The organism is Gilliamella sp., assembly GCF_024104075.1.
Classification (GTDB): Bacteria; Pseudomonadota; Gammaproteobacteria; order Enterobacterales; family Orbaceae; genus Gilliamella; species Gilliamella bombi.
This window is the reverse complement of the sequence record NZ_JAGGHR010000027.1, coordinates 17,632-30,483: the sequence shown is the minus strand read 5'-3', so window position 1 is coordinate 30,483 and position 12,852 is coordinate 17,632. Positions and strand designations below refer to the sequence as shown.

Annotated in this window: 11 protein-coding genes; 1 reads left to right on the top strand and 10 read right to left on the bottom strand. The window is 34.9% G+C overall.

Annotated elements, in window-relative coordinates; genetic code table 11:
- Positions 1–382: 382 nt before the first annotated feature.
- The 10 genes from frr to miaB form a co-directional block, all read right to left on the bottom strand.
- Positions 383–940: a ribosome recycling factor gene (gene frr, locus J6569_RS08545; protein WP_065560532.1), complete on the bottom strand. Its 558-nt coding sequence runs from the start codon at positions 938–940 to the stop codon at positions 383–385.
- 29 nt (positions 941–969) lie between these two features.
- Positions 970–1,704, bottom strand: a complete 735-nt coding sequence (pyrH, locus tag J6569_RS08540) for a UMP kinase (RefSeq protein ID WP_034911998.1) — start codon at positions 1,702–1,704, stop codon at positions 970–972.
- 118 nt (positions 1,705–1,822) lie between these two features.
- A complete protein-coding gene (gene tsf / locus J6569_RS08535; RefSeq protein ID WP_065590774.1) occupies positions 1,823–2,680 on the bottom strand; it encodes a translation elongation factor Ts in 858 nt (285 codons plus the stop codon).
- Positions 2,681–2,764: 84 nt separating this feature from the next.
- On the bottom strand, positions 2,765–3,502 hold the full coding sequence (gene rpsB / locus J6569_RS08530) for a 30S ribosomal protein S2 (RefSeq protein ID WP_034947534.1): 738 nt from the start codon (positions 3,500–3,502) through the stop codon (positions 2,765–2,767).
- A 467-nt stretch (positions 3,503–3,969) separates the two neighbouring features.
- The gene (locus J6569_RS08525) at positions 3,970–5,151 is read right to left on the bottom strand and encodes a serine hydrolase (RefSeq protein WP_296318245.1); all 1,182 of its coding nucleotides are present in this window, start codon (positions 5,149–5,151) and stop codon (positions 3,970–3,972) included.
- Between the two features lie 14 nt (positions 5,152–5,165).
- Positions 5,166–6,272 carry a peptidoglycan glycosyltransferase MrdB gene (mrdB, locus tag J6569_RS08520; protein WP_034911963.1) on the bottom strand — a complete coding sequence of 369 codons (1,107 nt, stop codon included), beginning with the start codon at positions 6,270–6,272 and terminating at the stop codon, positions 5,166–5,168.
- A 2-nt stretch (positions 6,273–6,274) separates the two neighbouring features.
- Complete coding sequence (gene mrdA, locus J6569_RS08515) at positions 6,275–8,212, bottom strand: penicillin-binding protein 2 (RefSeq protein ID WP_174799311.1); 1,938 nt, start codon at positions 8,210–8,212, stop codon at positions 6,275–6,277.
- A gap of 18 nt (positions 8,213–8,230) precedes the next feature.
- Positions 8,231–9,265 (bottom strand): PhoH family protein, encoded by a 1,035-nt coding sequence (locus J6569_RS08510; RefSeq protein ID WP_296318244.1) that lies wholly within the window; start codon positions 9,263–9,265, stop codon positions 8,231–8,233.
- Positions 9,266–9,290: 25 nt separating this feature from the next.
- Positions 9,291–9,770, bottom strand: coding sequence for a hypothetical protein (locus tag J6569_RS08505; protein WP_296318243.1), 480 nt, complete (start codon positions 9,768–9,770; stop codon positions 9,291–9,293).
- A 79-nt stretch (positions 9,771–9,849) separates the two neighbouring features.
- Positions 9,850–11,277 carry a tRNA (N6-isopentenyl adenosine(37)-C2)-methylthiotransferase MiaB gene (gene miaB / locus J6569_RS08500; RefSeq protein ID WP_065590779.1) on the bottom strand — a complete coding sequence of 476 codons (1,428 nt, stop codon included), beginning with the start codon at positions 11,275–11,277 and terminating at the stop codon, positions 9,850–9,852.
- Positions 11,278–11,578: 301 nt separating this feature from the next.
- On the opposite strand from miaB, the gene J6569_RS08495 reads away from it, so the two are divergent.
- On the top strand, positions 11,579–12,814 hold the full coding sequence (locus J6569_RS08495) for an N-acetylmuramoyl-L-alanine amidase (RefSeq protein ID WP_065590780.1): 1,236 nt from the start codon (positions 11,579–11,581) through the stop codon (positions 12,812–12,814).
- Positions 12,815–12,852: the final 38 nt, after the last annotated feature.

The following is a 12,852-nucleotide window of genomic DNA, read 5'->3' as shown; positions in this document are numbered from 1 at the left end:
AACTTAAGACATAGGTTTGCTTGTGCCTTGTGCCTAAAATGATAATGCATTATGGTTCACCTGTCAAGTAATTATTTGTTTTATTTAAATTTTTATAATTATTTGCTTATTTAATAAGCCTGTTTTCCTATAGCGATGAAAGTATAACCATTTAAAAATTTGTTGGCTAGCTTTTTGTTAATTTATTGTAAATAATTGTTCGTGGTGGGGTAACGGCGGATGTTGGGGATGTTGGGGATGGTGGGATGTTTTTGGTAAAAATTGGATTCAAAAAACATAAATAAAATCAATTCATTTACTGACCGATTTTTAAAATCAAGGAAAAACACTCTGCTTTATAAAACAGAGCGTTTGGAAGAAAAGAGGAAAAAGAAGATAAAAATTAGAATTCCATTAGTTCCTTTTCTTTATCGGCAAGCACTGTATCTAATTTTTTAATTGCGGCATCTGTCGCTTTTTGGATTAAATCTTGTGCTTTACGTTCATCATCTTCAGATATTTCTTTATCTTTTAGTAATGCTTTGATTTGGTCGTTGGCATCACGGCGAATATTACGGATCGATACTCGACCTTGTTCTGCTTCGTTACGGACAATTTTGGTTAAGTCTCGACGGCGTTCTTCGGTTAGTGGCGGTAATGGAACGCGAATAACGGTACCTGCTGATGCTGGGTTAAGTCCTAAATCTGATGTTAAGATTGCTTTTTCAATTAGTGGCGTAAGTGATTTGTCAAATACAGTAATCGCTAGCGTTCTTGCATCTTCAGCAACGATGTTAGCTAGTTGGCGTAATGGCGTTGGACTACCATAATATTCAACCATAATACCATCTAATAAGCTTGGTGATGCGCGACCCGTTCTTACTTTAGAAATATGATTTTGAAACGCATCAATACTTTTTTCCATGCGCGTTTGCGCTTCTTTTTGAATCTCGTTTAACATAATAAAAGCCTTATTTAAAATAAAGATAATTAACTGGTTACTGTTGCTTTGTTATTAATTAATGTCCCTTCTTGTTCACCTAATATAACACGACGCAACGCTCCAGGTTTATTCATATTAAAGACACAAATTGGTAAATTATGATCCCTTGCTAATGTGAATGCCGCTAAATCCATTACTTTAAGCTCATCTGTAAGCACTTTTTCATAGCTTAGTGTTTTATAAAGTGTTGCTGTTGGATCTTTAACAGGATCGGCAGAGTAAACACCATCTACTTTGGTCGCTTTTAAGACAACATCTGCACCAATTTCAATACCCCGTAAGCATGCTGCTGAATCGGTTGTGAAAAAAGGATTACCAGTTCCAGCAGAAAGGATAACGACTTTACCATGACGAAGCAAGCTAATTGCTTCAGTCCAACGATAGTCATCGCACACGCCATTTAATGGAATGGCTGACATTAGGCGAGCGTTTACTTCTATTCGGTGCAATGCATCTCGCATCGCAAGTCCATTCATGACAGTTGCAAGCATGCCCATGTGATCACCAACTACTCGGTTCATTCCCGCTTTAGCAAGCCCTGCGCCACGAAATAGATTACCACCCCCAATAACAACAGCAACTTCAACATTCATTTCAATAAGCTCTTTTATTTCTTGAGCCATACGATCAAGAACGGTTGCATCAATACCAAAACCTTCGTCACCTTGTAGTGCTTCACCACTGAGTTTAAGAAGAATACGTTTATAAAAAGGGGTTACCATATGATGTCTCACTGTTTCGTTATTTAATAAAATAAGGAGCTAGGGCTCCTATCTAGCAGTAATTTTAAAATATTTTGTAGATAAACAAAACCGCCTTAACGGCGGTTTTATAAAACAATTAAGATTGTTTTGATATTGCTGCAACTTCTGCTGCGAAGTCAACTTCGACTTTTTCAATACCTTCACCCACTTCAAAACGAATGAATGAAGTAACTGCTGCGCTCTTTTCTTTTAATAAGTCGCCAACAGTTTTTGAAGGTTCCATTACAAATGGTTGACCAGTTAGTGATACTTCACCAGTGAATTTACGCATACGGCCTTCAACCATTTTTTCAGCGATTTCACGTGGTTTACCTGATTGCATTGCGATATCAATTTGAATGTTACGTTCATGTTCAACTACATCAGCAGGTACGTCACTTGGATCAACGTACTCTGGTTTGCTTGCAGCAATGTGCATTGCGATGTGTTTAACTAATTCATCGTCAGCACCGTTTGCAGCAACTAATACACCAATACGAGCACCGTGTTGGTAACTACCTACTACGTCACCAGCAATTTCAGCAACACGACGAATACCGATGTTTTCACCAATTTTAGCAACTAAAGCTGTGCGCTCTTCTTCAAATTTAGCTTGTAGTGCAGCAATATCGCTAATGCGTTCTGTTAATGCCGCCTCTGCAACTTTATCACTAAATGCTAAGAATCCTGCATCTTTAGCAACAAAGTCTGTTTCGCAGTTTACTTCTAATATTACGCCAAATTTTTTATCCGCAGAGATTTTAGAAATAATAACACCTTCAGCCGCAACACGACCTGCTTTTTTAGCTGCTTTTGCTTGACCTGATTTACGCATGTTGTCAATTGCAAGTTCGATATCACCGTTTGCTTCAACTAATGCTTTTTTACATTCCATCATACCTGCGCCAGTTCTTTCGCGCAGTTCTTTTACCATAGAAGCGGTAACTTCAGCCATTTTTTAATCCTCTATTTAACCATTGTGATGATTTTCATTAGAATGGGTCGATATTATTATCGACCCTGAAAATATTTGAGTTTATTACTCTGCTGCTGGCGCTTCTTCTACGAAGCTTTCTTCAGATACTGGAGATTGGTTTTGTTCACGACCAGAACGTACTGCTTCAGCAACTGCATTTGCATATAATTGAATTGCACGAATCGCATCATCATTACCTGGAACAACGTAATCAATACCATCAGGATCTGAGTTAGTATCAACAATAGCAATGACTGGAATACCTAAGTTGTTAGCTTCTTTGATAGCGATATGTTCGTGGTCTGCACCAATAACAAAGATCACATCAGGTAAGCCACCCATATTTTTAATTCCACCCAAGCTATTTTCTAATTTAGCCATTTCACGAGCACGCATTAGTGCTTCTTTTTTGGTTAATTTATCGAATGTACCATCACTAGCTTGTGTTTCTAAATCTTTTAGACGTTTGATTGATTGACGTACTGTTTTCCAGTTAGTCAACATACCACCTAACCAACGGTGATTAACGTAGTATTGTCCACAGCTTTCAGCAGCTTGTTTAATTGCTTCGCTAGCTGCACGTTTTGTACCAACAAATAAAATTTTACCTTTACGAGCGGCAATCTTGTTTAATTCAGCTAATGCTTCGTTAAACAGTGGTACTGTTTTTTCAAGATTGATAATATGAACTTTATTGCGTGCACCAAAAATAAATGGTTTCATTTTTGGGTTCCAATAACGAGTTTGGTGTCCAAAGTGTACACCCGCTTGTAACATATCGCGCATTGATACTGTAGTCATGATTTCCTCATTTTGACGTTGGGGTTATGCCTCCACATATCCGCTTTTACCGACCTATACATAAAGTAAAAGGCACCCCGGAAAAGTGTAATGATATGTGTGTGTTATAACGTTAATTAATCATTAAATTTAATGCTTTTATCCATCATTACTTTTGCAAAAAAATAATGTGAAATGTAGCGCGCGTTTTATACCATAAATAGTATAAGATTGCTAGCTTTATTTGTAATATTAACTGTTGTTAGCGGAGTTAATTATTGTAATGATGTATAAGTTAGTTTTATTAAGTGTTTATTGTATATTTAATTAGCAACTATTTGTTAAATATAGCGTTTTAATAAAAATTCAATAAAATCAATAGTCTACCTGACGGTTTTTTATGGCAGTTTTTTATATTAGAAGATGTTTATTTTTAAAAAGTAAGGTTGTTCTGTAAGCTGATACTTACAGAACTGTAATAATTGAAACTAGCTAAATAATTTATGGCATTGTAGGCAGATCCAATCCCAGATTCCACCAAAAAATCCTGTTTCTTCAACATTTTGCAAAGCAACAAGTGGCTGTTCACTAATTACTTTACCATCTAATAGGAACTGCATTTTACCTACGGCTGTACCTTTGGTTATTGGAGCATAAATATAATCATCAATTTTATATTCAACTTGCACATCTGCCGCACGACCTTTTGGTACTGTGATATAAGCGCCATTAGTTGCACCTAATTGAATTTTATTTTTATCACCATACCAAATCGTTTCTGTTGCTAATGGCGTATCAGCTTTTACAGGATTTGCAGTTTCAAAAAAGCGGAATCCCCATACTAATAGTTTTTTACTTTCTTCTTCACGCCCTTTAAAGGTTCGTCCACCTAGTACCGCTGAAATTAAACGGGTATTGCCATCAACCGCTGAAGCAACTAAGTTATAGCCAGCAGCATTGGTATGTCCTGTTTTAATTCCATCAACGTTTAATGTGGTATCCCAAAGTAGTCCATTTCGATTAAGTTGTGGTTTTGATAGGGTATAGGTAAATTCTTTTTGTTTATAAATAGAATATTCTTCTGGTAAATCACGAATCAATGCTTGCCCTAAAAAAGCCATGTCTTTAGCTGTTGTGTATTGCCCTGGCGCATCGAGCCCATGAACGGTTTCAAAATGGGTATGGTTTAGTCCAATTTTTTTTGCATAATCATTCATTAGGTTAACAAATGCACCTTGGCTTCCTGCAACATGTTCAGCCATTGCAATACAAGCATCGTTACCAGATTGGATGATAATACCTTTATTAAGATCAGATACTGATACTGTTTTACCCACTTCTAAAAACATCAATGATGACCCTTTTAAAACAGGGTTGCCCGTTGCCCATGCATCTTTACTTACTACAACCATATCATCATTTTTTATGCGTCCTGAGCGTAGTGCTTGACCAACCACATAACTGGTCATCATTTTGGTTAGGCTAGCTGGGTCACGCTGTTGTTCAGCATTATATTGTGCCAAAATTTCGCCTGATTTTGCATCGATTAAAATATAAGATTCAGCATCTAGTTGTGGAATAGCTGGGATAGGAAAAGCCATTTCAGCCGATGCTGATGAACAAATTGCAAGCGTAAACAAAGCAAAAGATAATTTAAATTTCTTTTTCATTTATTTCAATTCCGTTAAATATTTTTAGACAACATATATCGATGTGTGTGAATAGACATCATAATGCCAAAACTTGCCATTAATACGACTAAAGATGAGCCACCATAACTTATTAGAGGTAATGGTACACCAACTACTGGTAAGATTCCACTGACCATACCAATATTAATAAATGCATAAATAAAAAATACTAAAATTAGTCCACCCGATAAAATTCGTCCAAATGTTGTTTGTGCTTGAGCTGCAATAATAAGTCCACGCACAATTAAGCATAAAAATAGAATTAACAAAATAATCGAACCAATAAAACCAAACTCTTCAGCTATAACTGAAAAGATAAAATCCGTGTGTCGCTCTGGTAAAAATTCAAGTTGCGATTGCGTACCTTCAAGCCAGCCTTTGCCCCATATACCACCCGATCCAATTGCTGTTTTAGATTGAATAATATGATAACCAGCCCCATTTGGATCAAGCTCAGGATTTATTAGCATCAATACGCGTTTTTGTTGATAATCATGCATTAAAAAAAACCACATAATTGGTAAAAATATAGCAATTAAAATTAATGCAATAAGAATATAGCGCCAATTAATGCCTGCTAAAAAAATAATAAAAATTCCTGACATAATAATCAATATTGCTGTGCCTAGATCTGGTTGCATAGCAACAAGTAATGTAGGCACTCCAATTATACCAAGTGTTTGTAATGTGGTTTTTAATGGCGGTGGGCATCCATCACGATGAATGAACTTTGCAACCATTAATGGTACGGCTATTTTGGCTATTTCAGAAGGTTGAAATCGCAAAATACCTAAATCTAACCAGCGCTGTGCGCCTTTACTGGTATATCCAAAAATATCTACTAATAATAGGATGATAATGCAAACAACATACAGATATGGTGACCATTTTTCATAAGTTCTGGGCGAAAATTGTGCCAGCGTAATCATTACAGTATAGCCAAGTAATATTTGTATTACTCGCTTTTGCATCATATCAATATTTTGCCCACTAGCACTCCAAAGTATATAAAGACTATAACCTAGTAATAAAGTAATAAATAAAAAAAATAAGGGATCAATATGTATTTTTTGCCAAAAAGATTTTTTACTATTATTCATTATTAATCTTCAGCTCCTGTATTTGGTGATGGGTCATCTAGCTCTGTTGAGTTATTTCCAAGAAGATAAAAATCTAATATTTTACGAGCTACTGCACCGCCGTTTGAGCTTCCGCCACCGCCATTTTCTAAAACAATGGCTAAGGCAATTTTTGGATTATCGTAAGGAGCATAAGCAATAAATAACGCGTGATCGCGTAAATGTTCAGGGATCTTATGAGCGTTATAAACTTCATCTTGTTTTAAGCCATAAACTTGTGCGGTACCTGATTTGCCAGCCGCTTGATATTTTGCATCTGCATAAATTTTACGTGCCGTTCCTCGTGATCCAAACATGACACGATGCATACCTTCTTTAGCTAAATCCCAATAAATTGATTTAACATTAACTAAACTATTATCTTCTATGTATTTTTCAGGATTAATTGTTGGTTGATGTTCATCTGAATTTAAAATATCGCTCTTTTTATATAATAAAAAATGCGGAGTATAAGTTTTACCATTATTAATTAACGTGGTTAATGCTTTTGCCATTTGGATAGGTGTTGCTGTCCAATAACCTTGACCGATACCAACTGGTATAGTATCGCCTTGCAACCAAGATTTTTTATGGCGTTTGATTTTCCATTCACGACTAGGCATAACTGCTCGTGTTTCTTCGTTTGGTGAAATATCTATACCTGTTCGTTCACCATAACCAAATTTAGTCATCCACAGATTTAGGCGGTCAATGCCCATATCATAAGCAACTTGATAAAAGTAGGTATCAACTGATTCTTCAATAGCCCTTAATACATCAACTCGACCGTGTCCCCATTTTAACCAATCACGATAACGCCGTTCAGTACCAGGTAATTGCCACCAACCAGGATCATTAACCACACTTTTTGGTGTGATCACTCCTTCACTTAAGGCCGCAATGGAAATAAAAGGCTTAACTGTTGAAGCTGGTGGATAAGCACCTAATAAAGCTCGATTAAAAAGTGGCTTACTAGGATCTTTGAGTAATTCGCTATATTTAGTACTTGATATACCACCAACAAAAGCGTTGGAATCATAACTTGGACTAGAAACCAAGGATAAAATTTCACCATTATTAGGGTCAATAGCTACCACTGCCGCTTTACGTCCAGCCAGTAATTGCTCTATATAAAGCTGTAATTTTAGGTTAATAGATAAATAGATATCCTCACCTGCTTGTGGTGGATGTTGATTTAGCTGGCGTACAATTCTACCTCGGCTGTTAACTTCAACCTTTTCATAACCAGGGGTTCCGTGTAATACGTCTTCGTAGTACTTTTCTATTCCCATTTTACCAATATTAAAAGTTGCCACATAATCACTTGCTTTATTTTCATCTTCTAATCGCTGTTTATCTTGGCTATTAATTTTAGAGATATAGCCAAGAATATGGGTCAGTGATGATCCATAAGGATAATAACGATGCTGTATACCTACAATAGAAACAAACGGAAAACGATGTTGATCTACAACAAAACGAGCTATTTGTTTTTCGGTTAAATTATCTTTTAGCGGTACTGGACGATGAGCTCTATAATTGCGCCGTTCTTTTTGAAATGTTTCAATATCTTCATCTGTCAAATCAACAATCTTTTTTAATTGCTCAAATTGTTCATTGAGGTTTTTAGTTTTATCAGGAATAATATTTAATTGATATGTAATATTATTAATCGCTAATGGCGTACCATTACGATCATAAATCATGCCACGATTAGGTGGAATAGGAATAATTTCAATACGATTATCATTAGATTTAGTAGTGTAATAGCTATAATTCAAAATCTGTAAACCAGCTAAGTTTGCAATCAATATGATAATTAAAATAATAATGACAATAAAAGAAAACAGTGCTCGGCGTAAAAACAAATTTGCTTCCGCGGAATGATCTCGAATCTTAGTTTTCTTTTTTTTACTTGAGATAGAGATAATAGTACTCCTCTAAATACTTCTTTCTGTATGCTGCAACTTATGTTGCATATGTTGCTGTTCTTCCCATTTTTCGTAAGCATTAACAATTCTAGCAACTACTGGGTGGCGCACGACATCTTCACTATTAAAAAAATTAAAACTAATTTCATCAACTTGGCTTAATACTTCTATTGCATGACGTAACCCAGATTTTTGATTACGTGGTAAATCGATTTGAGTAATATCACCTGTTATTACCGCTTTCGAATTAAAACCAATTCGAGTTAAAAACATTTTCATTTGTTCAATCGTTGTATTTTGGCTTTCATCAAGAATAATAAATGCATCATTTAATGTGCGTCCACGCATATAAGCGAGTGGCGCCACTTCAATCACACTTTTTTCAATTAGTTTTTCGACTTTTTCAAAACCTAACATTTCAAATAAAGCATCATAAAGTGGACGTAAGTAAGGATCCACTTTTTGGCTTAAATCGCCTGGTAAAAAGCCAAGTTTTTCACCAGCTTCGACTGCTGGTCGAGTTAGTACAATACGACGAATTTGTTGTTTTTCGAGCGCATCAACGGCAGCTGCTACCGCTAAATAAGTTTTACCTGTTCCAGCAGGTCCTATACCAAAAGAAATGTCGTAATCCAAAACATGAGCTATGTATTGTGCTTGGTTCGCTGTTCGGGGTTTGATTATACCTCGCTTAGTTTTTATCATCACTAGCTTTCCGCCTTGATGATCAACATAACTAGGTAAGTGTTCACTCACTTTTTTAAGCGCACCTGTCTCTTTGATAGCTAAATGAATTTGTTCTGGTTCAATATCAATTATTTTGTCTTTGATTGTGGTTTGTTTATAAAGAGATTGCAAAATATCAATAGTCGCCCGAACACAAATATCATCGCCAGTTATTGAAAATAAATTACCTCGATGATTAATTTCAATACCAAGCCGACGTTCTAACTGTTTTATATTGTCATTATAAGGACCACAAAGACTATTAAGCCGCTGATTATCAGCGGGCTCAAGTATGGTTTCTTGTGTTGTAATATTCAAAAATAAAACCTCTATTCAATTAATTTTAATTGCTCAGACGCTGTTCACATAAAGAACATTTTTCAACGCCTTTTATAAAATCCATTTTACATTGATGACAAGAAACTATATTTCCGTTAACAACATTATTTACTGCACTTGTTGATTGATTTTCATCAAATCCTTGTGATTTCAATTTATTAACCAACATTGAAATAGGTGTTCCACTTTTTAACTCTTGTTCAACATATGAAGCTATTTGTTCTTCAAATGTTGGCGGTACATAGTCGAGCACATTTTCGTTATAATCGTTATTGCATTGATTACATTTTATATAACGACCTAAGGTAGAGTAACTAAAAATAGGAATAAAAAATAATGTAAAATATTTTGCTACTTTTATTTGTGTGTATTTCTGTTGTTTTTCGTCAGTAGTAATATTTTGTTGTGAGCAACAATTAGGACAATTAAATTGTCCACCACGTTCGTTGATTTCTCTTCCACGAGTACCAAAAATAATAAACATTTTTTCTTTCCTATTTTCTTATTTAATAACTTTTTAATTTCTATTTAAAATAAATAACTAAATATTTTACGTTTTGTTTTTATGGTTGATAAATACCAACACCTAAATCATTTTCCTTTCGGGTTCGAGATATAACTGACATTGGTGATTCGCTTACGCGTAGATCCATTTCATCTTCAGTTCTAACTACTTTGCCACGCAATGAATTTGGATAAACATCGGTAATTTCAACGTCAACAAATTTACCAATCATTTCAGGGCGACCTTCAAAGTTAACAATTCTATTATTTTCAGTTCGGCCTGTTAATTCCATAAGATCTTTTTTGGATGGACCTTCAACCAAAATACGTTGCACGGTATTTAACATACGACGGCTAAATTGCATAGCTTGTTGGTTAATTCGCTCTTGAAGAATGTATAGTCTTTGTTTTTTTTCTTCTTCCGAAACATTATCTTCCATTTCAGCAGCTGGCGTACCTGGACGTGCTGAATAGACAAAACTGTAACTTAAATCAAAATTAACATCGGCAATTAACTTCATGGTTTGTTCAAAGTCTTCTTGTGTTTCACCTGGGAAACCAACAATAAAATCGGAGCTAATTTGAATATCTGGTCGTACTTTGCGTAGTTTTCGAATAATTGATTTATATTCAAGTGCAGTATGCGTACGTTTCATTAAGTTTAATACACGATCTGATCCACTTTGTACTGGTAAATGTAAAAAATTTACTAGTTCTGGTGTGTCACGATAAACATCAATAATATCATCTGTAAATTCGATTGGATGGCTAGTTGTAAAACGAATACGATCTATACCATCAATGGCTGCAACTAAGCGTAGTAATTCAGCAAAGGAACAGATATCACCATCGAATGTCGGTCCACGATATGCATTTACATTTTGACCTAATAGATTGACTTCACGTACACCTTGCTCAGCAAGCTGAGCTATTTCATAAATAACATCATCACAAGGTCGACTAACTTCTTCACCTCGAGTGTAAGGAACTACGCAATAAGTACAATATTTATTACATCCTTCCATAATTGAAACAAATGCGGTTGGGCCTTCACTACGAGGCTCTGGTAGGCGATCAAATTTTTCTATTTCAGGAAAACTTACATCAACCACATGATTACCTTTACCACTTCTAACTTGCTCAATCATTTCTGGTAATCGGTGAAAGGTCTGAGGTCCAAAAATAATATCCACAAATGGTGCTCGTTTGCGAATGTGGGCGCCTTCTTGTGAAGCAACACATCCCCCTACACCAATAATGATATTTGGGTTATTTTTTTTAAGGTTCTTCCAACGTCCTAATTGATGAAAGACTTTTTCTTGGGCTTTTTCTCGAATAGAGCAGGTATTGAGTAATAAAATATCTGCTTCTTCGGCATTTTCAGTTAAAGTTAAACCGTGGGTAGATTCAAGGAGATCTGCCATTTTTGTTGAGTCATACTCATTCATTTGACAGCCCCAAGTTTTGATATGTAGTTTTTTGCTCATCAATAACTCAGCTATAATTTAATTGTTAAAATGAAAACGGGTTTAAATCCGCGATTTTAGCGTGCTATATTGTAATCTTTTGTTATTATAGGGTCTATAACAAAATAAAAATGACAACTTAAAGCAAGGTTGTTTTTATTATTTAATTTGATAATCTTTTTTATTATAAAAATTGATTGATAATTTAGAACAGACTATTTACAAAAATAACAGTCGATTATGATAATCATTCTTTTTAATATCCCTTTAGTTTATGCTATTATCTGCAGCTAATTTTGATAATAAATAAAGTTTTTAAGGTATGAAAAAAACATTTAGCCCAACAAAGCGCCTATTAATAAAAGGTATTATTGCTACATGTTTGTTATCCGTCACTCGTGTAGGCTTTGCCGCAGCAATGGCGCAAGTTATTGCTGTGCGTGTTTGGCCTTCATCAACTTATACAAGAATTACTTTAGAATCAAATATTAGCTTAAAATATAAGCACTTTTTATTAAGTAATCCTAATAGGATCGCTATTGATATTAACAATGTTAATCTAAATCCAATTTTAAAAAATATCTCATCAAAAGTATTAAAACACGACCCTTATATTAAATCTATACGCGTTGTTCAACGAGATCCAAAGACAGTAAGAATTTTGATCGAATTAAAACAAGGTGTTCAACCGAATACTTTTACCTTATCGCCGATAGCAAAATTCAAACATCGTTTAGTTATGGATCTTTATCCATCTAAACCAGCTTCAAGCACTGATGATGACCCTTTACTTGCGCTTTTAGAAGAATATAAAAAAGGTGATCTCAATAAAAAGCAATCTGGTATAAAAACACCAACCAATAAGAGTAAAAATGCTCCCGTTATTGTTGTGATTGATCCTGGACACGGTGGAGAAGATCCTGGCGCTATTGGTTACAATAAAACACGTGAAAAAGATATTGTTTTGCAAATTGCACGTCGTACTTATAATTTACTTAAGAAAGAACCGAATATAAAAGTCTACATGACCCGTAATGAAGATGTTTTTATCCCATTAAAAGTGCGAGTTGCTAAAGCTCGTTCACTCCATGCAGATCTATTTATTTCTATTCATGCAGATGCTTTTGCTAATCGTTCTGTCGGTGGTTCATCGGTTTTTGCATTATCAACAGGTGGAGCAAGTAGTTCTGCAGCCAGTTATTTGGCCCAAACTCAAAATGAAGCAGATCAAATAGGCGGTGTTAGCCGTAGTGGTGATAAATATTTAGATAATACCATTTTAGATTTGGTTCAAAAAACAACATTAAATAATGGGGTATTACTTGGTAATGCTATTTTGAATCGAATGAAAAGAGTCAATAAGTTACATAAACCATCACTTGAAAAAGCAGGTTTTGCGGTGTTAAAAGCACCCGATATTCCATCTGTTTTAGTCGAAACAGCCTTTATTAGTAATATTACTGAAGAAAAAAAATTAAAGACTGTTTCATTCCAAAATCAAGTGTCTAAATCAATTGTTGATGGTATTAAAGATTATCTGAAAAAACGCAAAAATTAAATTTGTAAAAAGTTTCAGAGCAGCTTGTATTTAATTAC

What these genes read in the sequence shown, in the direction of transcription:
- frr (WP_065560532.1), bottom strand. Translation starts at nt 940, where the DNA reads ATGTTAAACGAGATTCAAAAAGAAGCGCAAACGCGCATGGAAAAAAGT.
- pyrH (WP_034911998.1), bottom strand. Translation starts at nt 1,704, where the DNA reads ATGGTAACCCCTTTTTATAAACGTATTCTTCTTAAACTCAGTGGTGAA.
- tsf (WP_065590774.1), bottom strand. Translation starts at nt 2,680, where the DNA reads ATGGCTGAAGTTACCGCTTCTATGGTAAAAGAACTGCGCGAAAGAACT.
- rpsB (WP_034947534.1), bottom strand. Translation starts at nt 3,502, where the DNA reads ATGACTACAGTATCAATGCGCGATATGTTACAAGCGGGTGTACACTTT.
- J6569_RS08525 (WP_296318245.1), bottom strand. Translation starts at nt 5,151, where the DNA reads ATGAAAAAGAAATTTAAATTATCTTTTGCTTTGTTTACGCTTGCAATT.
- mrdB (WP_034911963.1), bottom strand. Translation starts at nt 6,272, where the DNA reads ATGAATAATAGTAAAAAATCTTTTTGGCAAAAAATACATATTGATCCC.
- J6569_RS08505 (WP_296318243.1), bottom strand. Translation starts at nt 9,770, where the DNA reads ATGTTTATTATTTTTGGTACTCGTGGAAGAGAAATCAACGAACGTGGT.
- miaB (WP_065590779.1), bottom strand. Translation starts at nt 11,277, where the DNA reads ATGAGCAAAAAACTACATATCAAAACTTGGGGCTGTCAAATGAATGAG.
- J6569_RS08495 (WP_065590780.1), top strand. Translation starts at nt 11,579, where the DNA reads ATGAAAAAAACATTTAGCCCAACAAAGCGCCTATTAATAAAAGGTATT.